The following is a 25,619-nucleotide window of genomic DNA, read 5'->3' as shown; positions in this document are numbered from 1 at the left end:
GGGCCCGGATCCGGGTCCCCGGCCACACGGCCCAGCTGGGCCAGGGAGTGAGTACGGCACTTGTCCGGAATCAAGATCACCGGCCAGAAACGACTCGTCCTCGTCTCCGGGCGAGCACACCCCGAGCTGTCGGAGCAGATCGCCGAGGAACTCGGCGTCGACCTCGTCCCGACGGATGCCCGAACGTTCGCGAACGGTGAGCTCTACGTCCGCTTCGACGAGTCGGTCCGCGGCTGCGACGCGTTCGTCATCCAGTCGCACACGTCGCCCATCAACGAGTGGCTGATGGAGCAGCTCATCATCGTCGACGCGCTCAAGCGTGCGTCGGCCAAGCGCATCACGGTCGTCGCGCCGTTCTACCCGTACGCGCGTCAGGACAAGAAGGGCCGTGGCCGCGAACCGATCTCGGCGCGTCTGGTCGCGGACCTGTTCAAGGCCGCCGGCGCCCACCGCATCATGAGCGTCGACCTGCACGCCGCGCAGATCCAGGGGTTCTTCGACGGGCCCGTCGATCACCTGTTCGCGATGCCGGTGCTGCTCGAGCACTTCAAGGCGATCCTCGACCCGTCGATGCTGACGGTCGTGTCGCCCGACATGGGCCGTGTCCGTGTGGCCGACATCTGGTCGGAGAAGCTGGGCGCACCGCTCGCCATCATCCACAAGCGTCGTGACCCCCTGGTCCCGAACCAGGTCACGGTGCACGAGATCGTCGGCGACGTCTCCGGGCGCTGGTGCCTGCTGGTCGACGACCTCATCGACACCGGCCGCACGATCGCCAAGGCGGCCGAAGCCCTCAAGGCCGCCGGGGCGATCGGTGTCGTCGTGGCCGCCACGCACGCGGTCTTCTCCGACCCCGCGACGGAACTGCTGCAGAGCGAGTTCATCGACCGCGTCGTCGTCACGGACACGCTGCCCGTGCCGCACGACAAGCGCTGGGAACGACTCGAGGTCCTGCCGATCGCCCCGCTGCTGGCCCGCGCGATCCACGAGGTCTTCGACGACGGCTCCGTGACCTCGATGTTCGACGGTGCAGCCTGACGCACCCCGCTCGCGCCGCCCTCGCCGCCCGACTCCGGGCGGCGGGCAGCGTGTTCGCCGAAGACGAGGCCGACCTGCTGCTCGATGCCGGTGACGGTGACCCGGTACGCCTGCGGTCCCTGGTGCAGCGGCGGCTGCGCGGCGAACCGCTCGAGGTCGTGCTCGGCTGGGCGGCGTTCGACGGGCACCGCATCCGGGTGACACCGGGGGTCTTCGTGCCGCGCACGCGGACCACCGTCGTGGTCGACCAGGCAGCGCGACTGCTGCACCGCTACGACCGGGTGGTGGACCTGTGCTGTGGTGCCGGGGCGATCGCGGTGGCACTGCTCGAGCGGGTGGGCGCACTCGACCTGGTCGCCAGCGACATCGACCCGGACGCCGTCGCCGTGGCGGCCGAGAACGTCGGTGATCGCGGGATCGTCGTCGCCGGCGACTTGTTCGCCCCACTGCCGGCACGGTTCCGCGGCGCGGTGGACGTCATCGCGGTGAACGCCCCGTACGTCCCGACCGATGCCGTCGCGACGATGCCGTCCGAGGCGCGCGACCACGAGCACCGGGTGGCGCTCGACGGCGGCGACGACGGGCTCGACCTGCACCGGCGCATCGCGCTCGGGGCGGAGGAGTGGCTGCGTCCGGGTGGTTCGGTCGTCATCGAGGTCTCCGCGGTGCAGGCCGACGCGTCAGCGGCGGCGTTCCGTGCTGCCGGGTTCCGGACACGCACCGAGCACGACGACGCCGTGGACGGCACGTGCGTGGTGGCGAGCCTGCCCGCCTGACCCGCACCGCGCCTCCCGACCGGACCTGCCGGACCCGCCGGCGTCAGCCCGCGCTGATCGTGATCGTGTCCCAGCCCGTCGCACCGTTGGGCGCGGGCGGGCGTTCGACGCTCGTCTGCACCTGACCGTCGGTGCTGACGGCGCGGACGCGGACCTCGTGGTTGCCGGACGTCGCGGTCCAGCGGTACACCCACTGGCGCCACGTGTCGGCCGACACCGAGTCGGCGAGTTCCGCGTCCTGCCAGTCCGCGCCGCCGACCTTGACCTGCACGGCCTTGACCCCGACGTGCGGCTGCCAGGCGACGCCCGCGATCGCGACCCGGTCGCCGGCCGTGACGCTCGTGCCGTTGGCGGGGGTGTCGATCCGCGACTCGAGCTTGACCGGTCCGCGCTCCGACCAGCCGCGCGGCGTCCAGTAGCCCTGAGCGTCGGCGAAGCGGGTGACCTCCATCTCGGTGACCCACTTCGTCGCGGACACGTACCCGAACAGGCCCGGGACGACCATGCGGACCGGAAACCCGTGCTCTGCGGGCAGCGGGTCGCCGTTCATGCCGACGGCCAGCAGTGCCTGGGTGCCGGTGTCCTGCAGGACGTCGAGGGGTGTGCCGGCGGTGAACCCGTCGATGCTGCGGGACAGCACCATGTCGGCGTTCCCGGTCGGCTTCGCGCGGGCCAGCAGGTCGCGGATCGGGTACCCGAGCCACAGGGCATTGCCGATCAGGTCACCGCCGACCTCGTTCGACACGCAGCTCAGTGTTGCCATGTGCTCGGTCATCGGGAGCGCCAGCAGCTCGTCCCAGGTCAGCGTGATCTCGTGCTCGACGGCGCCGTGGATGCGCAGGCTCCAATCGGCCGGGTCGATCGACGGCACACGCAGTGCCGTGTCGATCCGGTAGAAGTCGGCGTTCGGCGTGACGTACGGGGTGATCCCGCTGACGTCGAGGGACGATCCCGCCGGCACGGCCGGTGCCGCTGTCGCGGGGGACGGGAGGCGCACCGCACGTCGGATGGCGGCCGTGCGTTGCATCGCGGCCGAGCCGAGCCGCGCGCCGGTCCCGACGACCAGGGCCAGCGCTCCGGCGGTCACCGACCACGCCAGGAACGCCCGGCGTTCCGGGCGCGCGGCGTCCTGCCGGGTGGGGGTCTCGGCGACCGCCTCCCAGCGGCGCAGACGGGTGATGAGTGGACGGAGCACACCGATCGCCGCACCGACGCCGACGACCGAGGGCAGGCCGTCCCACATCCCCGATCCGGAGCGCGTCGTGACGGCGAGCAACGACAGCGCACCGCCGAGCGCGAAGACCATCGCACCGAACGGGGGACGGCGTCGTTCGAGGATCCCGGCGGCAGCCGAGATCGCGACCATCAGGACGCCCATCAGCACGAAGAGCGCGACCTTGTCGCCCGTACCGAACAGGGAGACCATCAGGTCCTTCGCCCCCGCCGGAGCCAGGTCGATGACCGCACCGCCGACCGCCACGAGCGGGCTGCCGGCACCGCCGAGGAACAGGGCGGCGAGCTCGGCGACCGCCAGGAACGCGAGCGCGGCGACGACACCCGACACCGCGGCCAGCAGGCGCGGCCGCATCGACGTTCCAGGGGCAGGCACGGGACGATCGTACGTCCGGCGGACTGGGACCCAGCCGCGTCCCGGCCATGGGTCCTGTTCGTGTTCATCCGGGGTGCGGTGCCCCTGGCCGGGCTGGCGTGCGAGGATCAGGGTGTGCTGAGGCGTCGCGGTCGTGTCCCCGGGGACCCGCGCGCCCGCCGCCCGATGTCACCCGACCGGCGACTGCTGACCGTGCGCTGGGTCATCGTCGCCGTGTGGGGAGCGCTGCTGGTGGCGCGGGTCGTCGTCGTCGCGCAGCGCCCCGACGCCGACATGACCGCGTTCGGTGTCGCCGAGGTCGTCGTGATCGCCTTCGGGGTGGGGGTCATCCTGGCCGGGGTCATCCGCATGCAGGGGATGCGTCGTCGCCGCGAGGACGAGTCACTGGCGTTCGCGATCCGTCGCATCGACCCCACCGTGTGGCTCGTGCCCGCGGCGCCGACGGCCGAGCTGCGCGCCGCGGTCGAGGAGCAGCGTTCCGACGTGACGCTCGGACCGCGGGTCACGTGGGCGTTCGGCGCGACCGAGGCCTCGCTGTGGGAACTCGACGAGCGGCGGGCCACCCGGCTGCTCGTGATCCGCTGGAGTCGGGTGATGCACATCGGACTCGAGGACGTGCCGGCACCGGGTCACCGGGACGCCTGCGCGATCGCCGTCCACTACGTGCGGCCGGATGACTCGATGGCGGTCGCCACGTTCCATGTCCGGACGGCGCCGGGCTCGCGGCGGTTGCTGGGGCGAGGTCCGAAGCTCGAACGGCTGCTGGCGGAGCTGGCACGGGAGCGCATCGTCGCCTGACGCGTCGTCGCCAGACGCGTCGGCGTCCGCCGCGTCGGTGCCCCACGCGTCGGTGCCGCAAGCGTCGGTGCCCCACGCGTCGGTGCCGCACGCGTCGTGGTCTGACGCAGGACGGGTCCCGCCGTGTGGCGAGACCCGTCCCGAGCGCGGCGCCGCTGACAGCTAGTGCGTCGACGGCTCCTGCTCGACCTCGCGACGGTCGTCGTCGGACCACAGCGTGTGGAAGGTGCCGTCCTTGTCGACGCGCTGGTAGGTGTGTGCGCCGAAGAAGTCGCGCTGCCCCTGGATCAGCGACGCGGGCAGGCGGTCGGACGCCAGCGAGTCGTAGTAGGACAGCGCGGACGAGAACCCCGGCGCCGGGATGCCGGAGGCGGCCGCGATGCCGACGATGCGGCGCCACGCGGCTTCGCCCTCGGCGACGGCGTTCGCGAAGTACGGGTCCACCAGCAGCGACTCGAGCTCGGGGTTCTTGTCGTAGGCCTCGACGATGCGGTTGAGGAACTGCGCACGGATGATGCAGCCGCCACGCCAGATCTTGGCGATGTTGCCGAGGTTGATGTCCCAGTCGTACTCCTTGGCCCCGGCGATGATGAGGTCGAAGCCCTGCGCGTACGCGACGACCTTCGACGCGTAGAGCGCGGCACGGACGTCGTCCTCGAAGGTGTCGGGGACCTGCGCGATGTCGGGTCGGCTCTGCACCGACCGCTGGACCGCGGCACGCTGTGACGGCTTGGATGACACCGCACGGGCGAAGACGGCTTCGCCGATGCCCGAGACGGGGATGCCGAGACCGACGGCGTTCTGCACCGTCCACACGCCGGTGCCCTTGGAGCCGGCTTCGTCGCGGATGACGTCGACCAGGGGCTTGCCGGTGTCGGCGTCCTGCTGCTTGAGGACCTGGCCGGTGATCTCGATCAGGTAGGACTCGAGGTCGCCCTCGTTCCACTTGCTGTAGATCTGGACGAGCTCGTCGACGCTGTGCCCACCGGCGCGGCGGAGCAGGTCGTAGGACTCGGCGATGAGCTGCATGTCGGCGTACTCGATGCCGTTGTGCACCATCTTGACGAAGTGGCCGGCGCCGTCGGTGCCGATGTGGGTCACGCACGGCTCGCCCTCGGCGACCGCGGCGATCGACTTCAGGATCGGGCCGAGGGTCTCCCAGGCCTCTTTCGAGCCACCGGGCATGATCGACGGGCCGTTGAGCGCGCCTTCCTCGCCGCCGGAGATGCCGGTACCGACGAAGTTCAGGCCCTTGTCGCGCAGGTCGTGCTCGCGGCGGATGGTGTCGTGGAAGTTGGCGTTGCCGCCGTCGACGATGATGTCGCCCTCTTCGAACCGCTCCGCGAGCTGCTCGATGACGGCGTCGGTGCCCTTGCCGGCCTGCACCATGATGATCGCGGTGCGGGGCTTGGAGAGCGATGCGACGAAGTCGTCGATCGACTCGGACGCGATGAAGCCGGCGTCGCCGTGCTCCTGCATGAGTTCTTCGGTGCGCGCGTACGTGCGGTTGTAGACCGCGACCGTGTTGCCCTCGCGCGACGCGAGGTTGCGGGCGAGGTTCGACCCCATCACCGCGAGCCCCACCACGCCGATGTTCGCCTGTCCGTTGCTGTCTGCCACCATGGTCTCCTTCGTCCTGACGTCGCGACGCCCGCACACACTGCAGCAGCGCGATGCCACGTTGCACCAGCGCAGTGCCGATGTCCTGCGGCCAACCTACGGATCGACGCTTGGGACCGCACGGGTGTTGCCGCAACCTGTGGATGGTGTTCACCCGTCTCCCTACGGTGGAGGGATGAGCGACCGATCCGTCCGCCCGCCCGTCCTGGTGATGGGGGTCTCCGGCTCCGGCAAGTCGACGGTGGGCGAGGCACTCACCCGCGCACTCGTCGCCCGCGGCGAGCCGGCCGAGTTCATCGACGCCGACGACCTGCACCCCGCCGCCAACAAGGAGAAGATGCGGCAGGGCACCCCGCTGACCGACCAGGACCGCTGGCCGTGGCTCGACGCCTGCGCTGCACGCATCGCGGCGGTTCAGGCAGGCGGGAAGCGCTGCGTGATGGCGAACTCCGCGCTGAAGCGTGCCTATCGCGACCGGCTGCGGACGAGCGCGCCGGGCCTGGTGATCGCGTTCCTGGACGGGTCGCAGGACCTCATCGCCGAGCGCCAGTCGCACCGGCACCACGAGTACATGCCGAACTCCCTGCTCGACTCGCAGTTCGCCACACTCGAGCGCCCGCAGGCCGACGAGGCCGCGGCGTCGATCCCGATCCACGGTTCCGTGGACGACACCGTCGCCGCGATCCTCGACGCACTGCCGTCCGTCACTTCCGACTGAGCTCGGACAGCCGCGAGCGGTACTCCTCGGCGCTGATCTCGCCGCGGGCGAAGCGGTCTGCCAGCACCGACCGGGCATCGGCGCGTGCCCGCCAGCTCCCACGGCGCAGGACGCCGACCACCAGGAACAGGACCAGGAACACGACGAAGAAGAACACGGGGAAGACGGGGAACGGGAATCCGCCGCCGTGCCAGTACGGAGCGGTGGCGGCGAGGGTGGTGAGCATGGTGACCTCCTGGGTCGGATCCGGTGCCGCAGATGCGACCCTCCAAGACTCCGGTCGGGAGGCCCGTGGCGCGTCCGTCGCCGAGGCCCACTTCCGCCTGCTCCCGGGGTCGTACGGCGGCGCCTCCTCCACATGCCGGTACTCCCCGGGGAGTAGTCCACAGGTCCCCCCGCGGCCCGATGCCGCGGAGGAGGCTCGACCCTAGAGTCGGAGCATGACCACCGACACGCAGGCCGCCGAGCCGCACCGGCCGTTCACCGGCCGCACGGGTCGGCTGCGGTTCGCGCGCATCGGCCGGGTCGTCCCGGTGGCGGTCGTCCAGATCGTGGTGACCCTGGCCGCGTCGCGGTGGTCGGGCGCCGGGGACGGTTCCGGTCCGCCGTGGGCAGGCGGTGGCCGGCCGGGGCTCGAGCCGGTCGACGTCGGGCCGCTTGCCGTCGTCCTGCTCGTCGCGGGCGTCGTCGCGCTGCCGTTCCGCTGGCGGTGGCCCGTCGCAGTCCTCGCGGTGAGCCTCGGTACGACGATCGGCTACGCGCTCGTCGTCAGCCCGCGCGGCCCGTTCGTCGCGGCCCTCACGATGGCCCTGGCGAACGCCTGGTTCCGCGGTCACCGTGTCGCCGTCTGGGTTGCTGCGGGCATCGCGGTGGTCGTGTTGCCGTGGGCGGACACGCTCACCGGACGTGCCCCGTTCGCCTCGACCACCACCGTGACGCTCTGCCTCGCCTGGCTGACCGCGACCGTCGCGATCACCGAAGTCGTCCGGGTGCGGGTGCAGCGTGCCACCGAAGCACGTCGTGCCCGCGCTGCGGCGGAACGCGCGCGAGCCGACGACGAACGCGTGCGGATCGCGCGGGAGCTCCACGACTCGGTCGCACACAGCATGTCCCTGATCAACCTGCAGGCCGGCGTCGCGCTGCACCTCGGCGGGGAACTGCCCGAGCCGACCCAGCAGGCCCTGACGAGCATCCGCGACACGAGCAAGCAGGCCCTGGTCGAGCTCCGGAGGGTGCTGGGTGTCCTGCGAGCAGTCGACGCCGACCGAGCCGAGCGCACCCCGACGCCCGGACTCGCCCGCGTGGCCGACCTGGTCGAGCGCGCTCGTGCTGCCGGGCTCGACGTCACGGCCGAGGTCCACGGCGACCCGTCAGCGATCGACGGGGTCGTCGACCGCAGCGCGTTCCGCATCGCACAAGAGTCGATCACGAACGTCATGAAGCACGCGCCCGACCACCGCGCGACCCTGACGCTCGACATCGGGACGGACGTGGTCGACCTGGTCGTCGAGGACGAGCCGACCGCGGCGTCCGACTCCGCACGCCGTGCCGCGGGGGTGCCGCCCGCGCTGTTCGGCGAGTCCGGCAACGGGATCATCGGCATGCGCGAACGAGCCATCGCGGTCGGCGGCGAACTCCGCGCCGGACCCCGGCCGGACGGCGGATGGACGGTCGTTGCGCGCCTGCCGTCCGGGACACCGGAGCGGGACGCATGACCGACCGCCTCGCCGACCCCGTCACCACCCCGGCGACGCCGATCCGTGTGGTGCTGGCCGACGACCAGGTCCTCATCCGCGCTGGGCTGCGGGCACTCGTCGACGCCGAGCCCGGCATGACCGTCGTGGGCGAGGCCGGCGACGGTGACGCCGCCGTGCAGATCGCCACGCGTGAGCGCCCGGACGTCGTGCTCATGGACATCCGGATGCCCGGCACCGACGGGCTCGCGGCGACCCGGCGCATCTCGGCCGACCCGGCCCTGGCAGACGTCCACGTCGTGGTCCTCACCACCTTCGAAGAGGACGACTACGTGTTCGAGGCGATCCGTGGTGGCGCCGCCGGGTTCCTGGTCAAGGACACCGAGCCTGCCGAGCTCCTCCGCGCGATCCGTACCGTGGTGGCGGGTGAGTCCCTGCTGTCGCCCGGCGCGACGCGTTCCCTGGTCGAGGCCTTCGCGACCCACGCCAAGCCGGCCGCACTCGCTCCCGGGCTCGACGTCCTGACCGACCGCGAACGCCAGGTGATGCGGCTCGTCGCGGCCGGGCTCACCAACACCGAGATCGCCGAGCGGTTGTTCGTCAGTCCGACCACCGCGAAGACCCACGTGTCCCGCGCGATGATCAAGCTCGGTGCGCGGGACCGTGCCCAGCTCGTGGTGTTCGCCTACGAGACGGGGCTGGCGACGCCCGGGTGGCAGGCATGACCGACCTGCTGCCGCGGTACGCCGAGGCACTCGACCGCCTCGCGCATTGAGTCCTGTCGCATCGTGATCCACCTGACCCTCGACGAAGCGCTCCACGTCGTCCGACGGACCGTGGGGTCCGATGCCCTGGTCCGAGATCCGGGGCTGCTGCAGGCTGCCGTCGCCCGACCCGCCGCGACGGTCGGCAGGCAGGATGTCTCCCCGACGCTCGTCGACAAAGCCGCGGCACTCGTCCACTCGACCGTCCGCAACCGCGCGCTGGTGGACGGCGACGAGCGGCTCGGGCGGATGCTGCTGGTCGTGTTCCTCGGGGTGAACGGCCGGACGCTCACCATGTCGAACGACCAGGAGTGCGCGTTCATCGTCGCGATCGCCGACGGACGACTCGACGACGTCGAGGCGATCGCTGCACAGTTCCGCGGTGCGGCGACCCCGAGCTGAACGCGTGCGTCCGCCAGCGCGCCGACCGTCCCGGACAAGGGGCAGACCGGATGTCAGGATCGTGCCATGGGCATCGTGGTGCGCGCAGCGACCTCGTTCGACGACGTCCGGACGATGGTCGGGCCGAAGCGTCCCGACGCCAACGTCTGCTGGTGTCTGAGCTACCGGATCCCCTCGCGCGAGAACCAGCAGCTGAGCGGGACGGCCCGTGGCGACCGGGTCCGCGAGCTCGTGCGGCAGGACCCGCCGCCCGGGGTGCTGGCGTACGACGGCGACGCGGTCGTGGGGTGGGCGGGCGTCCATCCACGGCCCGACACGACCTTCGCCCGGAACCGGCGGATCCCGCACCTCGACGACCCCGGGGACACCGGCGTGTGGAGCGTCTGGTGCATCCGTGTCCGCCCCGGGCACCGCGGGCAGGGCATCTCGCACGCGCTGCTGGACGGCGCGGTGCGGTTCGCGGACGAGCACGGTGCGCGGGTGATCGAGGGCTACCCGGTCGACAACGGGTCGGCGAAGGTGGACCTGACGATGGCCTACGTCGGGACACGTCGGCTGTTCGAGCGAGCGGGCTTCGAGCACAGGGCGGACACCACGTCGGTGCTCAACGGCTTTGCGCGCGTCCTGATGCGCCGGACCCTCCGGTGAGCGTCACGACACACGACAACGCATGGCAACGCCGCACTGTTCTGCGGTCGGGGAGCAGCATGGACGCATGGCCTTCAGCGGGATCGGCATCGTCGCCGGCGCAGCACTGACCCACATCGTCCGCCGAGCGGGCGCCGACCACGTCGAACCCGGCATCGCGGGCAACCTGGTCCACCGCGACGGCGACGGGTGGCGGCTCGACCCCGCCTACGACGACGAACGGTTCGGGTCGTTCGCCCTGTTCGTCCCGCCCGACCTGTCGCTCCTGACCGAGGATCCTGACGTGGTGGACGGGTACCTCCGTGCGGTGCTGCCGATCGTCGCGTTGGTCGCCACGTCGGGCGCGAGGATCGTGTTCGGGTCGGGGACCGCCCGGACGGCACCGCCGGACATGCCCATGGCACAAGCACACGAGCGCTTCGCCCGGGTCGTCCGCGTCGCCCGCGACCTCGCGGCCACGCACGACCTGCGCATCGTGCTCGAACCGCTGAACCGCGACGAGACGAACGTCGTCCACACGATCGAGCAGGCCGTGGCGTTCCTCGACGCGTTCGACCTGCAGGGTGTCAGCGTGGTCGCGGACCTGTTCCACGTGCAGGCCGAGCACGAGTCGTTCGACGTCGTCCGGTCTCTGGCCGACCGGATCGGGCACGTGCACGTGTCCGATCGCGACCGCCTGCCGCCGGGCGAGGGGGACTGGCCGTGGCCGGAGTTCCTGGCCGCGGTGCACCAGGGCGGGTACCGCGGCCCGGTGTCGCTGGAGTGCCGGTGGTCGGACGACCCTGAGCCGCAGATGGACGCAGCACTCCGCGCCGTCCGCGCCGCGGCCCCGCACTGACCGCACGACGTGTCACTCCCGCCTCGTGCGAGGACGATCGCCCCGTGCAGCGGATCAGCGCTGCACGGGGCCACCAAACCCGCACCCGGCGAGACGGCACCGGCGCTGGCGCAGCGTCAGAGCTTGAACGTCGCCCTCGGGATGTCCGACACGATGCGCCGGGCAGTGCGGACGGCGTCCTCTTCCGACACCTGGTGCGTCACGACGAGCGACGCCAGGTACGCGGCATCGGCGCGCCGGGCCATGTCGTGCCGCGCGGGGATGGAGCAGTACGCCCGGGTGTCGTCGATGAACCCCGAGGTCTTCGTGAACCCCGCCGAGTCGGTGATCGCGCCGCGGTACCGCCCGATCGCCGCCGGGGTGTCGATGAACCACCACGGGGCCCCGGCGTACACGGCGGGGTAGAAGCCGGCCAGGGGCCCGATCTCGCGCGAGAACACCGTCTCGTCCACCGTGAACAGCACCAGGTGGAACCCCGGCGCGGTGCCGAAGGCCTCGAGCAGCGGACGGAGCGGCTCCGTGAACGCGCCGACGGCGGGCAGGTCGTGCCCGGTGTCCGGCCCGAAGCGCTCGAGCGTCGGTGTGTGGTGGTTGCGGATGACCCCCGGGTGCAGCTGCATCACGAGTCCGTCGTCGACGCTCATCTCGGCCCAGCGGAACAGCATGTCGTGTCGGTAGGCCACGGCGTCGGCGGGGGAGACGTCCCCGCGGAGCGCCTCGGCGTGGATGCGCTCCCGGTCGGCTGCAGGAAGCGGAGCCGACCCGGCGTCGATGACCCCGGTGTCGGTGGCCGTCGCCCCGTGGTCGATGAAGTGGCGGCGACGGGCGCGCAGTGCTGCCAGCAGCCCGTCGTGGGTGCCCGTGTCGATGCCCGCAGCCTGTCCGATGGCCGCGACCACGGTCCTCCAGTCCGGTCGGGCTGGATCGAAGACCGCGTCCGCACGGAACGTCGGGACCACGCGACCGGTGAAGGTGGGGTCGGCTCGGAGCTGCGCGTGCGCGGCCAGGTCGGCCGTCGGGTCGTCGGTGGTCGCGAGCACCTCGATGCCGAAGGCGTCGAAGAGTGCGCGGGGTCGGAACGACGGCTCGAGCAGCGCCGAGGCGATGTGGTCGTACTGCGCGTCGGCGTTCGCGGCGGAAGGCTGCTGGTCGAGCCCGAACACGTCGTGCAGCTCGGTCTCGAACCAGTACCGCACCGGGGTGCCGAGGAAGTCGTCCCAGTGCTCGGCCAGGCGGCGCCAGATCGCCCGGCCGTCCGCCGGGCCGGGTCCGCGGCCGAGGTCTGAGAGCGGCACGCCGTTCGCGTGGAGCAGCCGCAGCACGTAGTGGTCGGGCGTGACGAGCAGCGCCGCCGGGTCCGGGAACGGGACGTCCGCGGCGATCATCGCCGCGTCGACGTGTCCGTGCGGGGAGATCACCGGGGCGTCGGCGACCGCCTGGTACACGGTGCGCGCGATCCGGCGGGCGGCCGGATCGGCGGGGAACAACCGGTCGGGGTGCGGTGCGAGCACGGTGGACGTCGTGGTGGTCGGCTGGGACATCATCGACCCTTTCGTCGGGAGGCCGGGGACGGCGGGGAGGCCGGGGAGGGCGCGGGACCGGTGGACTCGCGCACGGTCAGGTGGGTGGGGAGCACGACGGCGCCCTGCATGCGCTCGCCGGGCAGCTGTTCGGCGGGGATCGCGCCGAGCCGCCCGAGCAGCATCGTGATCGCGACCCGACCGGCGCGCTCGATCGGCGAGGTCATCGTGGTCAGCGGCGGGTTGCAGAAGTCGGCACCGAAGATGTCGTCGCAGCCGACGATGCTCATGTCCTGGGGCACGCGCACGCCACGCTCGCGCAGTCGTCCGAGCATGCCGATCGCGATCAGGTCGTTGAAGGCGATGCATGCGGTGGCTCCGGCGTTCACCGCGGCATCGGCAGCGGCGGCACCCGAGTCGACGAACGGCGCGTGCGGGCCGATCCGGGCGACCCGGACGTCCAGGCGCTTGGCGACCTGCACCAGGGCCTTCCACCGGCGTTCGTTCGACCACGAGCTGTCCGGCCCGGCGACGTACAGCACGTCGCGGTGTCCGAGTGACACCAGGTGCTGCACGGCCTGCTCGACCCCGCCCGGGGTGTCGATGAGCACCGAGGGGACCCCGGCCGGCCGCCGGTTCACGACGACCAGCGGGGTGCGCTCGGCGTACCGGGCGATCTGCGCGTCGGACAGGCGGGACGCCGTGAGCACGACGCCGTCGGCCTTGGCGGAGATCGCGCTGAGGGCGGCCATCTCGGCGTCGGCGGACTCCTCGGTGTCGACCAGCAGTTGCGTCCAGCCGGCCGCGGCGAGCTGGTGCTGCGTCCCGCGGATGACGTCGAAGTAGAACGGGTTGGTGATGTCCGAGACCAGGACGGCGACGGCGCGGGTGCGACCGGACGTGAGCGCGCGTGCCTGCGAGTTCGCCACGTACCCGAGTTCGCGGGCGGCGTCCTGGATCCGCTGCTGGGTCACGCGGTTCACACGGTCGGGCATGGACAGGGCGCGCGAGACCGTCGACGGTGCGACCCCGGTGGCGTCGGCCACGTCACGGATGGTGACCCGACGGGACGTCGCGGACGCGCGATCCGACGCCGGACGGGACGTGTCGGTCTCGGTCATCGGGCCTCCGATCGTCCGACGGTGGTGGCGCCTGGACGGTGCCCCGGTGACCCGAACCTAGGCCGTTCTGGCAACAAGTGGCAACCGGTTGCCGGATGTTGCCACCAGCGGGACAGTGGAGGCACCACCGGCAGCGTTGCCCGTGGATGCTCCGAGGAGGAACCCCCATGAAGACACGGACCCTGATCGGTTCCGTGGTCGTGGTCGCCCTCGCCGCGCTGTCCCTGCAGGGATGCGCGATCGTGAACGGCAGTGGCGACGACCCGAACACCCTCCGCGTCATGATGGGCGCGGACACGACCTACCCCAAGGAACGCAAGCAGTGGCAGCAGGACACCGCTGCCGAGTTCAAGCGCACCACCGGCGCGGACATCCAGTGGGAGACGTACTCGTCCGCGCAAGAGGAGTTGACCGCCATCCAGACGAGCGTCATCTCCGGACAGGGCCCCGACGTCTACGCCATCGGCACCACGTTCACCCCCACCGCGTACGCCACCGGCGCGTTCGTCGAGATGGGCGAGAAGCAGTGGGCCGCGGTCGGCGGCAAGGACCAGTTCGACCCGGCATCGTTCGGCATCTCGGGCCCCAGCGCGTCGAAGCAGATCGGCATCCCGTTCGCCAGCCGTCCGTTCGTGATGGCCGTCAACAAGGACCTGCTGGCCAAGGCCGGCATCACCGAGATGCCCACCACCTGGGACCAGTTGACCGCCGACGCGAAGGCCACCACCAGCGGCGACGTGCACGGCATGGCGATCGCCTACGCCGACGGCTTCGACCCGTGGAAGTTCGTCTGGGGCATGTCGGAGAACGCCGGCAACACCCTGGTCGACGGTTCGGAGGCCGAGCTGGACGCTCCCGCGGTGCAGAACGCCTACCGCACCTACTTCGACTGGGTGACGAAGGACGGCGTGGTCGACAAGTCGGCGATCGGGTGGAACAACGCCCAGGCGCTCGCGCAGTTCACCGAGGGCAAGGCCGCCTTCTTCCCGATGACCACGACGACGGCCATCAACTCCTTCACGGGCACCGAGATCGACGGCAAGTACGAGTTCGCACTGCTGCCGACCGTCCCCCCGGGCGCCACCGAGCGTCCCGCCGACGGCATCCAGGCGGCGAGCATCCTGTCCGGCGACAACTTCGTCGTGGCCGACTACGGCACCAAGCAGGACCTGTCGTTCGACTTCATCAAGCAGGTCAGCAGCAAGAAGGCCCAGCTGCAGTACTACGACCTGTTCGGCAACCTGCCGACCAACACCGCGGCGGCCAAGCAGTTGGCCGACGACAACCCCCAGCTGAAGCCGATCATCGACGCCGGCAAGCTCTCCAAGCCGACCGCGTTCACGGGAGCCTGGTCCGACATCCAGCTCGCCCTCGTCGACGTCGTCGTGCAGTCGATCCCCTCGCTGAAGAGCGGCGAGGTCACCGACGACCAGCTCCGGAAGCGTCTGCAGGACGCCCAGAAGGACGCCCAGGCCACGCTCGACCGGCAGAAGAACGGAGGCCTGTGATGACCGCCACACAGACCGACCACAGCACGACCCGCACCCCGGTGCACAACCCCGACCGGACGGTCCGCCCGCACGGGAAGACCCCGCTGTACAAGAAGGAACGCCCGCTCTGGATGCTCCTGCCCGGCGGGGTGCTGATGGCCGCGATCATCGTGGTGCCGCTGCTCGTCGGCCTGTTCATCGCGATGCTCGACCTGGACCAGTACACGCTCCGGCAGTGGTTCAGCGCACCCTTCGTCGGGTTCGCGAACTTCGCCGAGGCGATCACGAACTCGCCGCTGCTGCACTCCGTCTGGATCTCGTCGTCGCTCGCGGTGCTCGTCACCGCGGTCACCGTGCCGATCGGCGTCGCCGCCGCGATCTCGACGCAGAACCGGTTCCCGGGCCGGGGACTGGTGCGGTCCATCTACCTGATCCCGTACGTGCTGCCCGCATTCGTCGTGGGGACCTTCTTCCGCACCATGCTGCAGCCGCAGGGCGTCGTGAACGCGGTGTTCCACACCGACGTGCTCTGGCTGAACGGTGCGGCGTCCTACTGGGCGCTCGCCGCGGTGATGGTGTGGACGTCGTGGCCGTTCGTCTACCTGCTCAGCCTGGCGGGCCTCCAGGCCGTGGACCTCGAGGTCCACGAAGCCGCGTCGCTCGACGGCGCGACCTGGTGGATCAAACTGCGGTACGTGGTCTTCCCCTACCTGCGGGGGCCGCTCAGCCTGGCCGTGATCATCGCGATCCTGCACAACATCAACAACTTCACGCTGCCGTTCGTGCTGTTCGGCATCCCGCTGCCGTCGAGCGTCGAGGTGATGCCGGTCCTGACCTACATCGCCAGCTTCCAGTCGTTCCGCTTCGGGCTGTCCGCCGCCATGGCGATCTGCTCGCTCGTGATCGTCGCCATCCCGCTGTTCGTCTACCTGCGAGCCGTGCAGCTGGACACCGGTGACGACGCCGGGCCGAACCGCAAGCAGCGCCGCGCCGACCAGGTGACGCTCGACACCGCCGCGGTCGCCGCCCCGGCCGCCGCCGACATCGAGGGAGCCCGCGCATGAGCGGCTACAGCGCCACCCGGACCCGTCCGACGGCGACCCTGACGGAGAGCATCACCTCGCAGGGACAGCGCCGTCGCGGCAAGCGCCCGTACGACACCGACGTCACCCGGCTGCTGCCGAAGTGGCTGCTCATCACGGTGATCGCCGTCATCATCGCCTTCATCGCCGTGCCGGTGCTCTACATCGTCTTCGGCTCGGTGAACTCCGACGTCGCGGTCGCCCGTGGCGAGTACTTCCCGTCCGAGTTCACGCTGTCCAACTACGTCGACATCTGGTCGACGGTCGCGCTCGGCCAGGGGCTCGTCAACAGCATCCTGACCGCCGGAGCGGTCGCCGTGGCCAGCGCCGCGCTCGCCGTGTCGACCGCCTACGTGCTCGTCCGCTTCCGGTTCCTCGGCCGCCTGACGTTCCTGCGCGGCCTGCTCGCGCTGCAGTCGATCCCCGGCACGCTCCTGCTGCTGCCCGTGTTCGTGGTGTTCTCGAACATCGCGAGCGCAACCGGTGTGCAGATCATCGGGACCCGGTGGGGGCTGTTCGTGACCTACCTGACGTTCGCTCTGCCGTTCTCGACCTGGGTGATGGTCACGTACCTGCGCGGTCTGCCCAAGGAGCTGGAAGAGGCCGCGCGCATCGACGGGGCGTCGTCCACGAAGATCCTGACCAAGATCGTCCTGCCGCTGTCGTGGCCGGGCATCGTCGTCTCGGCGATCTTCGCGTTCCTGCTCGGCTGGAACGACGTGCTGTTCTCGACGATCATGACGACCCCGAACACGCGGACCGTCGCCGTCGTCCTGCAGGTCCTCGGCACCACGCAAGAGGGCGGCGCGGTCCCGATCTACGGCCAGATGATGGCCGCCTCGATCGTGTGCGCGGTCCCGGTGGTCGCCCTGTACCTCATCTTCCAGCGCTACCTGGTCGGCGGTCTGACGGCCGGCAGTGTGAAGTAGCGAGTTGTCCACAGATCGGACTGGAGGCCCGGCGCGCGTCCGCCCCGTCGGTCACCCTGGTCCTCATGAAGGGAACGCAATGACCCAGCCCACGAGCGATCACATCAGTTGGGAACTCTCCGGCTTCGGCGACGAGATCGACGCCGACCCCGCGGTGCAGGTCGCGGTGCTGCAGGCACTCGGTGCCAGCGCGATCGAGGTCCGCAGCGCCTGGGGCGTCAACGTCGTCGACCTCGACGACGACCAGCTCGCCGGCCTGCACCGCCTGCTCGACGAACGCGGGCAGAGCGTGTCCGCCATCGCATCGCCGATCGGCAAGGTCTCGGTCGACGAACCCGTCGAGCACGAGCTCGGTCGCCTGGGCCGGGCGATCGCCGCCGCTCACGCCCTCGGTACCACGAACATCCGGATCTTCTCGTTCTACTTCGACGGGCGCACCCCCGAGTCCGTCCGCGACGACGTGCTCGTCCGGATGCGGGCCCTCGCCGACCTCGCGCAGCGCGAGGGGGTCACGCTCCTGCACGAGAACGAGAAGGCGATCTACGGCGACGTGCCCGACCGGGTGCTCGACATCGTCGAGAGCGTGGGGTCGTCGTCGCTCCGCCTGGCCTGGGACAACGCCAACTACGTGCAGTGCGGCGTCCGGCCCTTCACCGACGGCTGGGCGCAGCTCGCGCCGTACGTCGACTACCTGCAGGTCAAGGACGCCCTGGCCGCCGACGACTCCGTGGTCCCCGCGGGTGACGGCGACGGCGAGCTCCTGCTCACGCTCACCGCGCTCCGCGACGCCGGGTACTCCGGGTACGCCTCACTCGAGCCGCACCTCAGCAACGTCACCTCCCTCGGCGGGTTCTCCGGTCCCGCCGCGTTCGGCCGCGCCGGGCGAGCCTTCCGGACCCTCACCGACCAGATCGGAGTGACCCTGCGATGACCGCAGCCACCACGTCCCCCCTCAAGCTCGCCGTCGTCGGCGCCGGTGTCATCGGCCGCCACCACGCCCGGGTCGCCCTGGCCAACGCCGGCCTGCAGGTCGTCGCGCTGGTCGACGCGATCCCCGCCGCTGCCACCAGTGCGGCCGACGAGATCGAGGCATCGGGCGCTCCCCGTCCGCTCACGACCGCCACCATCGAAGACGCCATCGCGCAGACCGACATCGACGTCGTCGCGATCTGCTCGCCGTCGGGCATGCACGTCGCCCTGGCCGAAGCGGCGCTGGCGGCCGGCAAGCACGTCGTGATCGAGAAGCCGCTCGACACCACCATGCCCCGTGCCCGGCAGATCGCCGCACTCGCCGACGCCGCACGTCAGCGCGGACTCGTCGTCAGCGTGATCAGCCAGCACCGGTTCGACCCCGCATCGGTCGCCGTCGCCGAAGCCGCGCACGGGGGCGGCTTCGGCCGCGTCACCTCGGGTGTCGCGAGCGTGGCATGGTACCGCTCGCAGGGCTACTACGACTCCGGCGACTGGCGCGGCACCTGGGAGCTCGACGGCGGTGGCGCGGTGATGAACCAGGGCGTGCACACCGTCGACCTGCTCGTGTGGACGCTCGGTCGTCCGGTGGAGATCTCCGCCCAGGTCGGGCTGCTCGCGCACGACCGCATCGAGGTCGAGGACACGGCGGTCGCCACCGTGCGCTTCGACAACGGTGCCCTCGGGGTCATCCACTGCACCACGGCCGCCTACCCCGGTCTCAGTGCGCGGTACGCGATCTACGGCACGCAGGGCTCCGCGGTCGTCGACGACGACAAGCTCGGCTACTTCCACGTCGCCCCCGACGCCGCCACCCTGGCGTCGGCCGCCGCCAGCGCGAACACCACGGCCGTGGCCGACCCGGTCGACCAGAAGGCCGATGTCGTCCCCGCCGAGCACGTGGTCGGCGGGCCGCCCGAGCCCGACCACTTCCTGGCCGGGCACGGTCGCCAGTACGACGACATCGTCGACGCGATCCGCACCGGGCGCGAAGCCGGGGTGACCGTCGACGACGCCCTGGTGTCCCTGGCGACCGTGCGCGGGCTGTACGTCAGCGCGACGCTCGGGCAGCCCGTCCGGATCGACGACGTGATCAGCGGCAAGTACGACGACGTCGTACCGGTCGTCCCCGCAGCAGAAGGAGCAGTCCGATGAAGTTCTCCGTGTTCACCGCATCGACCCCCGACTGGACCCCGTCGCAGGCCGCCGACACGCTCGCCGCGCAGGGCTGGGACGGCATCGAGTGGCGCGTGGTCGACGACATCCCCGAGCCCGGCACCGTCGTCCCTGCTGAGCGCTCGTTCTGGGCCGGCAACCGGTCCACGTGGCAGTACACGGGCATCACCGAGCAGGTGCCGGAGATCGCCCGCATCACCGAGCAGGCCGGATTGGCCTACTCGGGCATCGGTGGCTACCGGCAGGCGTCCGACCGAGACGGCGTCGAGACCATGCTGCGCGTGACCAGCGAGCTCGGCGCCCGGCAGGTCCGCGTGTCCATGCCCGTCTACCGGCACGAGAAGGAACGCACCGGCGAGACCTACCCGCAGGTGTTCGACCGCACCCGAGCCGATCTCGAGTGGGCGGTGTCCCGCGCGTCCGAGCTCGGCGTCAAGGCACTCGTCGAGCTGCACCACATGACGATCACGCCGTCCGCTTCGGCCGCGCTGCGCCTGATCGACGGACTCGATCCCGAGCACGTCGGGGTCATCCACGACCTGGGCAACCTGGTGATCGAGGGGCACGAGGACCACCTGGCCGCGTTCGAGCTCCTCGGCCCGTACCTGGCGCACGTGCACGTGAAGAACGCCCGCTGGGTCGACACCGGGGACACCCGCGCCGACGGCAGCAGCGTCTGGCAGCACGAGTGGGCACCGCTGCGGTCGGGCCAGGCCTCGGTCGCCGACTACTTCGCCGACCTGCGGGCCTTCGGGTACGACGGCTGGGTCACCATCGAGGACTTCTCCACGGACCTGCCGCTCGAAGCCCGCACCGCCGACAACCTGGCGTTCCTGCGGTCGCTCGTGTCGGTGCCGGCATGACCGATCGCCATCCGAGCATCGTGCACCTGGGGGTGGGAGCGTTCGCGCGCGCCCACCTGGCCTGGTACACCCAGCACGCCACGGGCACCCCGTGGGGGATCACCGCGTTCACCGGGCGCTCCCCGGACGCGGCCGACGCCCTGACGGCGCAGGACTGCCGGTACACGCTGGTCACCCGCGCTGCCGACGGCGACTCGGCCGAGGTCATCGATGCGATCGTCGCCGCGCGCCCCGGCAGTGACACCGACGCGTTCGCCCGGGCGCTGGCGTCGGCGGACACCACGATCGTCACCCTGACGGTGACGGAGCAGGGCTACCGTCCCGACTCCGACGTCCCCGCGCGGCTGGTCGCCGGACTCGATGCCCGCCGTACTGCCGGCGGAGGGCCGCTCGCGCTGGTCAGTCTCGACAACCTCACGCACAACGGCCAGGTCCTGCGCCAGGCCGTGCTCGACGCCGCGTCCGACCCCGAGCTGCGGTCGTGGATCGCGTCGACCGTCACGTTCCCGAGCTCGATGGTCGACCGGATCACCCCCGCGACCACCACGGACGACGTGCAGGGGCTGCCCGATCTCACCGGCGCGCTGCCCGGGGACCGTGTCCCCGTCGTCACTGAGCCCTTCACCGAGTGGGTGCTGCAGGACCGGTTCGACGGCATCGACCGCCCCGCATGGGAGTCCGCCGGCGCCCGCATCGTGGACGACGTCACCCCGTACGAGCAGCGCAAGCTCTGGCTGCTCAACGGGTCGCACTCGCTGCTGGCGTACCTCGGCCTGCTGCTCGGCCACCAGACCGTCGCCCAGGCCGTTGCCGACCCGGTGTGCCGTAGCGCGGTCGAGCACCTGTGGGACGAGGCGGCCCTCGAGCTGCCGCTGCCCGACGACCAGGTCGCAGCGGCTCGGGCGGCCCTGGTCGACCGGTTCCAGAACCCGCGCATCCGGCACACCCTGACCCAGATCGCGTCGGGCGGCTCCGAGAAGCTCCCCGTCCGCGTGGTCGACGTCCTGCGCCGACGCCTCGAGCGCGACCCGGGCGCCGGTGTCGGACCCGGTGCAGCGACGCTCATCGCCGCGTGGTGGCTGCACGTGACCGAGCAACCCGAGCTGGTGAACGACCCCGGCGCGCCCGGTGCAGGCTCGGACGTGCACGACGTCCTGACCGTGATCGCCCCCGACCTCGACACCACCCCGGTGGTCGCTGCCGTCACGGCCGCGGCCGACCGCATCCGCCAGGCCCGCGCCCACGCACCCGAAGGAGTCCCCGCATGACCGACGACCACACCGGCACCACGAACCCGGCCGCCCCCGTGCCCGTTGACCCCGTCCCCGGCGCGACCGACGACCGGTCCACCGGCGGTGCCACGTCGGGCCGCCCGGACACCTGGGCGAGTGCGGACCGCGGGCAGCTGATCGACAAGGCCGAGGTCATCGTCACCAGCCCCGACCGCAACTTCGTGACGCTCAAGCTCACGACGGTGGACGGCGTCACCGGCCTCGGTGACGCGACGCTGAACGGGCGCGAACTCGGCGTGGCCGCGTACCTGTCCGAGCACGTCGTCCCGCTGCTGACCGGACGCGACGCCAGCCGGATCGAAGACGCCTGGCAGTTCCTGTACCGCTCGTCGTACTGGCGTCGTGGGCCGGTCACGATGGCTGCGATCGCCGCTGTCGACATGGCGCTCTGGGACATCAAGGCCAAGGTCGCCGGCATGCCGCTGTACCAGCTGCTCGGCGGGGCCTCGCGGACAGGGCTGATGGCGTACGGACACGCGTCCGGCAAGGAACTGCCCGAGCTGTTCGACTCGATCCGGGCACACCAGGCCGAGGGCTACCGCTCCATCCGCGTGCAGACCGGCGTCCCGGGGCTCGAGTCGATCTACGGCATCGCGTCCAACCGCACCACCGAGGGCAACGCCGGCGTCCGGTACGACTTCGAGCCGGCGCAGCGTGGGGCCTTCCCCGCGATGGAGGACTGGGACACCCGGGCGTACCTGCGCCACCTGCCGACGGTGTTCGAAGCCGTGCGCAACGAGTTCGGCCCCGAGCTGCCGCTGCTGCACGACGGCCACCACCGGATGACCCCGCTGCAGGCCGCCAAGCTCGGCAAGTCGCTCGAGCCGTACGACCTGTTCTGGCTCGAGGACTGCACTCCCGCCGAGAACCAAGAGGCACTCCGGCTCGTGCGGCAGCACACCACCACGCCGCTCGCGATCGGCGAGGTCTTCAACACGATCTGGGACTTCAAGGACATCATCCGCGACCAGCTCATCGACTACGTCCGCGGTGCCGTGACCCACATGGGCGGGGTCACGCCGCTGAAGAAGACGATGGAGTACGCCGCGATGTACCAGATCAAGTCCGGGTTCCACGGGCCGACCGACATCTCGCCGGTGGGCCTGGCAGCGCAGATGCACCTCGGGCTCGCGATCCACAACTTCGGGATCCAGGAGTACATGCAGCACGGGGACCGCACCAACCAGGTGTTCCGGCAGACCTTCACCTTCACGGACGGGTACCTGCACCCCGGCGACGAGCCGGGCCTCGGTGTCTCGCTCGACGTAGACGAAGCGGGCAAGTACCCCTACGAACAGGCGTACCTGCCGTTCAACCGCCTGGCCGACGGCACCGTCCACGACTGGTGACACGGGCGCGGGTAGCCTCGGCGGGCGTGGACATCGACACGCTCGCCCAGGCAGCCCGCGAGCTGCTGCTCGTCGCACCGGCCGACTTCGTCGCCGAACGCACTGCACGGCAGCGGGCCGCCCGGAAGGACGACCGTGACCTGGCCGCAGCGATCGGCACACTTCGCAAGCCCGCACCCGCTGCCTGGGTCATCGACCTGCTCGCCCACGACGGCGCCCTGGACGAAGCGATCGACCTCGGACCGGTGATCCGTCAGGCCCAGGCGGATGCCGACCCGCAGCAGATCGCGACCCTCCGGCGGCAACGCGCGGGCGTCCTCACGGCGCTCGCGCAAGCCGGAGCCGACCTGGCCTCCGACGCCGGGCACCCCGCGACGACCGCTGTGCTCGACCAGGTCCGGGCGACGATCGAGGCCGCGATGGCCGACCCGCACGCCGGGGCCGCGGTCCGCTCGGGGCTGCTCGTGCAGCCCCTCACGAGCGCCGGGTTCGACGACGTCGACCTCGACGGGGCGCTCGCCGTGCCGGACGCGGTGCCCGACGCCTGGTCCGGCAGCGGGGCGGACCCCATCCCGATCACCAGCGCGCGACGAACGACGAAGCCGAGCCGAGCCTCCAAGCCGGAACCGGAACCGGAACCGGAACCGGAACCGGAACCGGAACCGGGCCGCGACCCCGCGGCCGACCGCCGCGCCGCCCGCCAGGCCGAGACCGCCGCGCGGGCGGAGTCCCGCGATGCCGACGCGGTGCTCGACGCGGCCCAGACCGACCTCGAAGCCGCCGAGGCGCGTCGGGCCGGACTCCAGCGCGACCTCGAGCGCGCGACCGCCGAGGTCGGACGCCTCGAGCACGCTCGGGACGACGCCGAGGCAGCGAGTGACAGCGCGCGGGAACTCCTGGCGGCCGCGCAACGCCACCGCCGCGACCTCGGCCGCTGACGCCCGCTCATCACCTCGGATGAAACGTGCCGCCAGCGCTCGCTGACCGCCCGAGGCGCACCATACGCTCGGGCCCATGACCTCCACCCTCCGCCGGTTCCGGCACCTGCTGGCCCCGGCCACCGGCGCCGTGTACCTCGTGCTCTGGATCATCGCCGAGGCCGGTCGGTCGGGGCTCGCGGACCACGTCATCGTGGTGTCGGCCCTGGCGATCGCCATCGGCCTGGCGAACTGGATGCCCGCGACCTCGCTCGGACTGGTCGTCGTCGTGCCGCTGCTGCAGGCCCTCCGGCTGCTGCACCGTCCGACGGACACGACCTGGCCGGAGTACCTGGCCATCGCGATCGTCGTCGGCATCGTCGGTGCCGGACGGTCGGACCTGCTGCGGTGGCTCGCGGTGCCCGTGCTCGCGGTCGCGAGTGCCGCCGCCGCGTGGGCCATGGTCGTGCCGACGGTGGCCGACCAGGACGTGTGGGGCCAGTGGGTCGGCTCGTCGGGAGGCACCCGGAACGACCTCGTCGTCATCACGCTGGCCATCGCCGGCGCGAGCGGTATCGGATGGGCCGTCGGCGTGGCGATCGGTGCGACGTGGCGGATCGGCCTGGCGCGGCTGCGTGTCGTCGAGGCCGAGCACGAGACCGAGGCCACCACCGTCGAGCTGCAGGCCGAGCAGGAGCGCGCCCGGATCGCCCGCGACGTGCACGACTCCCTGGCGCACTCCTTGGCCGTGGTGGTCTCACAGGCGCAGGGTGCCGCCGCGATCGCGGTCCGCGACGAGCACGCCGTCCGGGCGCTCACCGACATCGCCGAGGTCAGCCGCGCCGCGCTCGGGGACGTCCGCGCACTGGTCGAACGGATCCAGGGGGCCGGTGTCGACACCCGGCTCGGACTCGACGCGGTGCCGATGCTCGTCGACGACATGCGAGAACTCGGCATGCACGCCGAGTTCGAACAGCACGGGGAACCGGGGCACTGCGCACCCGGGGCGGCCGGAGCGGTGCACCGGATCGTCCAGGAGAGCCTGACGAACGTCCTGAAGCACCAGGGCCGGACCGCATCGGCCCGGGTGGTCCTCGACTGGCGCGGTCCGGGGCTCGGCCTCGTGGTGACGTCGACCGGCGCCCAGCCGCTCGTCGAACTCGACGGACCGGGCTCGGGAGTCGCTGGCATGCAGGAGCGTGCACGCCTGGCGGGCGGATGGCTGCGCGCAGGTGCGGGCGACGCGGCGCCGGAGTGGGTCGTGACGGCATGGCTGCCGACGACCGGACGGACGGACGCACCGGACGACGCGCCGGTCGACGCGGATGCCGCTCCGGCGCTGGAGGTCGCCCCGTGATCCGCGTCGGTGTCGTCGACGACCAGCGCCTGTTCGCCAGCGGCATGCAGATGCTCGTCGACGCCCAGGACGACATGACCTGCGTCGGGATCGCGGTGGACGGTGCGGCAGCGCTCGAGCTCTGCGCGGCCGAGCACCCCGACGTGCTCCTGCTGGACCTCCGGATGCCCGTCATGAACGGCATCGAGACCCTGGCCCGGCTCGCCGCGACGACGGACGACCGGCCCCGCGTGATCGCCCTGACGACCATCCGCCGCGACGACGCCGTCCTGTCGGCCCTGCGTGCGGGAGCCGCAGCGTTCCTCACCAAGGACGCGCTGCCCGACGTCGTGACCGCCACGATCCGCGACGTCCACGAAGGCCGGCCGGCACCGACCGAGACCGAGGCGCTCGACCTGCTCCGCGCGCAGGGCGTCGCCGTCGAGGTCCACCGCCGCGACGAGGTCCTCGATGCGCTGAGTGCGCGCGAACGCGAGGTGTTCCTGCTCGTCGCCAAGGGCCTCAGCAACGCTGAGATCGCCGCGTCGACGTTCATCAGCGAGGCCACCGTCAAGTCACACGTCCGTGCGGTGCTCACGAAGCTCGGCCTGCGCAACCGCATCCAGGTCGTCATCACGGCCCACGAACGCGGCCTCGTCCGCGCCTGAAC

25 protein-coding genes are annotated in these 25,619 nt (G+C 71.5%); 20 read left to right on the top strand and 5 right to left on the bottom strand.

What is annotated here, in order from left to right; translation table 11 throughout:
• The first annotated feature begins 60 nt into the window (after positions 1-60).
• Together MT346_RS01450 and MT346_RS01445 are read left to right on the top strand one after the other, a co-directional pair.
• On the top strand, positions 61-1,038 hold the full coding sequence (locus MT346_RS01450) for a ribose-phosphate diphosphokinase (protein ID WP_243560987.1): 978 nt from the start codon (positions 61-63) through the stop codon (positions 1,036-1,038).
• Complete coding sequence (locus MT346_RS01445; RefSeq protein ID WP_279396602.1) at positions 1,035-1,814, top strand: putative protein N(5)-glutamine methyltransferase; 780 nt, start codon at positions 1,035-1,037, stop codon at positions 1,812-1,814. Before MT346_RS01450 ends, MT346_RS01445 begins: the two co-directional genes overlap by 4 nt.
• A gap of 43 nt (positions 1,815-1,857) precedes the next feature.
• Here MT346_RS01445 and MT346_RS01440 read toward each other — a convergent pair whose 3' ends face one another.
• Entirely contained in the window at positions 1,858-3,423 is a 1,566-nt protein-coding gene (locus MT346_RS01440; RefSeq protein WP_308221861.1) for a molybdopterin-dependent oxidoreductase, read from the bottom strand.
• 114 nt (positions 3,424-3,537) lie between these two features.
• Here MT346_RS01440 and MT346_RS01435 point away from each other — a divergent pair, with 114 nt between their 5' ends.
• Entirely contained in the window at positions 3,538-4,221 is a 684-nt protein-coding gene (locus tag MT346_RS01435; protein ID WP_243560985.1) for a hypothetical protein, read from the top strand.
• Positions 4,222-4,383: 162 nt separating this feature from the next.
• Here the strand turns inward: MT346_RS01435 and gndA are convergent, their stop codons facing one another.
• Positions 4,384-5,844 carry an NADP-dependent phosphogluconate dehydrogenase gene (gndA, locus tag MT346_RS01430; protein ID WP_243560984.1) on the bottom strand — a complete coding sequence of 487 codons (1,461 nt, stop codon included), beginning with the start codon at positions 5,842-5,844 and terminating at the stop codon, positions 4,384-4,386.
• A gap of 172 nt (positions 5,845-6,016) precedes the next feature.
• Here gndA and MT346_RS01425 point away from each other — a divergent pair, with 172 nt between their 5' ends.
• A complete protein-coding gene (locus MT346_RS01425) occupies positions 6,017-6,559 on the top strand; it encodes a gluconokinase (RefSeq protein ID WP_243560983.1) in 543 nt (180 codons plus the stop codon).
• Here the strand turns inward: MT346_RS01425 and MT346_RS01420 are convergent.
• On the bottom strand, positions 6,546-6,785 hold the full coding sequence (locus MT346_RS01420) for an SHOCT domain-containing protein (protein ID WP_243560982.1): 240 nt from the start codon (positions 6,783-6,785) through the stop codon (positions 6,546-6,548). The genes MT346_RS01425 and MT346_RS01420 overlap by 14 nt on opposite strands.
• Positions 6,786-6,999: 214 nt before the next feature.
• Between MT346_RS01420 and MT346_RS01415 the strand changes: the two genes are divergently transcribed.
• The 5 genes from MT346_RS01415 to MT346_RS01395 all read left to right on the top strand — a co-directional run bounded on the left by MT346_RS01415 (position 7,000) and on the right by MT346_RS01395 (position 10,905).
• Positions 7,000-8,274, top strand: a complete 1,275-nt coding sequence (locus MT346_RS01415; protein ID WP_243560981.1) for a sensor histidine kinase — start codon at positions 7,000-7,002, stop codon at positions 8,272-8,274.
• Positions 8,271-8,978, top strand: coding sequence for a response regulator transcription factor (locus tag MT346_RS01410; RefSeq protein ID WP_243560980.1), 708 nt, complete (start codon positions 8,271-8,273; stop codon positions 8,976-8,978). Before MT346_RS01415 ends, MT346_RS01410 begins: the two co-directional genes overlap by 4 nt.
• 63 nt (positions 8,979-9,041) lie before the next feature.
• Positions 9,042-9,419, top strand: a complete 378-nt coding sequence (locus tag MT346_RS01405) for a type II toxin-antitoxin system death-on-curing family toxin (RefSeq protein ID WP_243560979.1) — start codon at positions 9,042-9,044, stop codon at positions 9,417-9,419.
• Positions 9,420-9,485: 66 nt separating this feature from the next.
• A complete protein-coding gene (locus MT346_RS01400; RefSeq protein ID WP_243560978.1) occupies positions 9,486-10,067 on the top strand; it encodes a GNAT family N-acetyltransferase in 582 nt (193 codons plus the stop codon).
• 67 nt (positions 10,068-10,134) lie between these two features.
• On the top strand, positions 10,135-10,905 hold the full coding sequence (locus MT346_RS01395; RefSeq protein WP_243560977.1) for a sugar phosphate isomerase/epimerase: 771 nt from the start codon (positions 10,135-10,137) through the stop codon (positions 10,903-10,905).
• 116 nt (positions 10,906-11,021) lie between these two features.
• Here MT346_RS01395 and uxaC read toward each other — a convergent pair whose 3' ends face one another.
• Together uxaC and MT346_RS01385 are read right to left on the bottom strand one after the other, a co-directional pair.
• Positions 11,022-12,446 carry a glucuronate isomerase gene (gene uxaC / locus MT346_RS01390; RefSeq protein WP_243560976.1) on the bottom strand — a complete coding sequence of 475 codons (1,425 nt, stop codon included), beginning with the start codon at positions 12,444-12,446 and terminating at the stop codon, positions 11,022-11,024.
• Positions 12,446-13,546 carry a LacI family DNA-binding transcriptional regulator gene (locus MT346_RS01385; protein WP_243560975.1) on the bottom strand — a complete coding sequence of 367 codons (1,101 nt, stop codon included), beginning with the start codon at positions 13,544-13,546 and terminating at the stop codon, positions 12,446-12,448. The genes uxaC and MT346_RS01385 overlap by 1 nt, the downstream gene beginning before the upstream one ends.
• A gap of 167 nt (positions 13,547-13,713) precedes the next feature.
• Here MT346_RS01385 and MT346_RS01380 point away from each other — a divergent pair, with 167 nt between their 5' ends.
• From MT346_RS01380 to MT346_RS01330, 11 genes are all read left to right on the top strand, one after another.
• Positions 13,714-15,054, top strand: coding sequence for an ABC transporter substrate-binding protein (locus MT346_RS01380; RefSeq protein WP_243560974.1), 1,341 nt, complete (start codon positions 13,714-13,716; stop codon positions 15,052-15,054).
• Positions 15,054-16,100: a carbohydrate ABC transporter permease gene (locus MT346_RS01375; RefSeq protein ID WP_243560973.1), complete on the top strand. Its 1,047-nt coding sequence runs from the start codon at positions 15,054-15,056 to the stop codon at positions 16,098-16,100. Before MT346_RS01380 ends, MT346_RS01375 begins: the two co-directional genes overlap by 1 nt.
• Positions 16,097-17,047, top strand: coding sequence for a carbohydrate ABC transporter permease (locus MT346_RS01370; protein WP_243560972.1), 951 nt, complete (start codon positions 16,097-16,099; stop codon positions 17,045-17,047). Before MT346_RS01375 ends, MT346_RS01370 begins: the two co-directional genes overlap by 4 nt.
• A gap of 79 nt (positions 17,048-17,126) precedes the next feature.
• Complete coding sequence (locus MT346_RS01365) at positions 17,127-17,978, top strand: sugar phosphate isomerase/epimerase (protein ID WP_243560971.1); 852 nt, start codon at positions 17,127-17,129, stop codon at positions 17,976-17,978.
• A complete protein-coding gene (locus MT346_RS01360) occupies positions 17,975-19,171 on the top strand; it encodes a Gfo/Idh/MocA family protein (protein ID WP_243560969.1) in 1,197 nt (398 codons plus the stop codon). The genes MT346_RS01365 and MT346_RS01360 overlap by 4 nt, the downstream gene beginning before the upstream one ends.
• Entirely contained in the window at positions 19,168-20,055 is an 888-nt protein-coding gene (locus MT346_RS01355; protein WP_243560967.1) for a sugar phosphate isomerase/epimerase, read from the top strand. Before MT346_RS01360 ends, MT346_RS01355 begins: the two co-directional genes overlap by 4 nt.
• Positions 20,052-21,323 (top strand): mannitol dehydrogenase family protein, encoded by a 1,272-nt coding sequence (locus tag MT346_RS01350; protein ID WP_243560965.1) that lies wholly within the window; start codon positions 20,052-20,054, stop codon positions 21,321-21,323. The genes MT346_RS01355 and MT346_RS01350 overlap by 4 nt, the downstream gene beginning before the upstream one ends.
• Entirely contained in the window at positions 21,320-22,696 is a 1,377-nt protein-coding gene (gene manD, locus MT346_RS01345; protein WP_243560963.1) for a D-mannonate dehydratase ManD, read from the top strand. Before MT346_RS01350 ends, manD begins: the two co-directional genes overlap by 4 nt.
• Before the next feature lie 26 nt (positions 22,697-22,722).
• Positions 22,723-23,634: a hypothetical protein gene (locus MT346_RS01340; protein ID WP_243560961.1), complete on the top strand. Its 912-nt coding sequence runs from the start codon at positions 22,723-22,725 to the stop codon at positions 23,632-23,634.
• A gap of 76 nt (positions 23,635-23,710) precedes the next feature.
• Positions 23,711-24,970: a sensor histidine kinase gene (locus MT346_RS01335; RefSeq protein WP_243560959.1), complete on the top strand. Its 1,260-nt coding sequence runs from the start codon at positions 23,711-23,713 to the stop codon at positions 24,968-24,970.
• Positions 24,967-25,617, top strand: a complete 651-nt coding sequence (locus MT346_RS01330; protein WP_243560958.1) for a response regulator transcription factor — start codon at positions 24,967-24,969, stop codon at positions 25,615-25,617. Before MT346_RS01335 ends, MT346_RS01330 begins: the two co-directional genes overlap by 4 nt.
• Positions 25,618-25,619 lie beyond the last annotated feature (2 nt).

The organism is Curtobacterium sp. VKM Ac-2922, from assembly GCF_022815645.1.
GTDB lineage: Bacteria > Actinomycetota > Actinomycetes > Actinomycetales > Microbacteriaceae > Curtobacterium.
The sequence above is the reverse complement of the archived record's forward strand: the minus strand, read 5'-3'. Positions and strand labels throughout refer to the sequence as shown.

Bases quoted from the DNA above. Each gene is read 5' to 3' on its own strand.
- gndA (WP_243560984.1), bottom strand. From the start codon at position 5,844: ATGGTGGCAGACAGCAACGGACAGGCGAACATCGGCGTGGTGGGGCTC.
- MT346_RS01425 (WP_243560983.1), top strand. From the start codon at position 6,017: ATGAGCGACCGATCCGTCCGCCCGCCCGTCCTGGTGATGGGGGTCTCC.
- MT346_RS01420 (WP_243560982.1), bottom strand. From the start codon at position 6,785: ATGCTCACCACCCTCGCCGCCACCGCTCCGTACTGGCACGGCGGCGGA.
- MT346_RS01415 (WP_243560981.1), top strand. From the start codon at position 7,000: ATGACCACCGACACGCAGGCCGCCGAGCCGCACCGGCCGTTCACCGGC.
- MT346_RS01410 (WP_243560980.1), top strand. From the start codon at position 8,271: ATGACCGACCGCCTCGCCGACCCCGTCACCACCCCGGCGACGCCGATC.
- MT346_RS01400 (WP_243560978.1), top strand. From the start codon at position 9,486: ATGGGCATCGTGGTGCGCGCAGCGACCTCGTTCGACGACGTCCGGACG.
- MT346_RS01395 (WP_243560977.1), top strand. From the start codon at position 10,135: ATGGCCTTCAGCGGGATCGGCATCGTCGCCGGCGCAGCACTGACCCAC.
- uxaC (WP_243560976.1), bottom strand. From the start codon at position 12,446: ATGTCCCAGCCGACCACCACGACGTCCACCGTGCTCGCACCGCACCCC.
- MT346_RS01385 (WP_243560975.1), bottom strand. From the start codon at position 13,546: ATGACCGAGACCGACACGTCCCGTCCGGCGTCGGATCGCGCGTCCGCG.
- MT346_RS01380 (WP_243560974.1), top strand. From the start codon at position 13,714: ATGAAGACACGGACCCTGATCGGTTCCGTGGTCGTGGTCGCCCTCGCC.
- MT346_RS01375 (WP_243560973.1), top strand. From the start codon at position 15,054: ATGACCGCCACACAGACCGACCACAGCACGACCCGCACCCCGGTGCAC.
- MT346_RS01370 (WP_243560972.1), top strand. From the start codon at position 16,097: ATGAGCGGCTACAGCGCCACCCGGACCCGTCCGACGGCGACCCTGACG.
- MT346_RS01365 (WP_243560971.1), top strand. From the start codon at position 17,127: ATGACCCAGCCCACGAGCGATCACATCAGTTGGGAACTCTCCGGCTTC.
- MT346_RS01360 (WP_243560969.1), top strand. From the start codon at position 17,975: ATGACCGCAGCCACCACGTCCCCCCTCAAGCTCGCCGTCGTCGGCGCC.
- MT346_RS01355 (WP_243560967.1), top strand. From the start codon at position 19,168: ATGAAGTTCTCCGTGTTCACCGCATCGACCCCCGACTGGACCCCGTCG.
- MT346_RS01350 (WP_243560965.1), top strand. From the start codon at position 20,052: ATGACCGATCGCCATCCGAGCATCGTGCACCTGGGGGTGGGAGCGTTC.
- manD (WP_243560963.1), top strand. From the start codon at position 21,320: ATGACCGACGACCACACCGGCACCACGAACCCGGCCGCCCCCGTGCCC.
- MT346_RS01335 (WP_243560959.1), top strand. From the start codon at position 23,711: ATGACCTCCACCCTCCGCCGGTTCCGGCACCTGCTGGCCCCGGCCACC.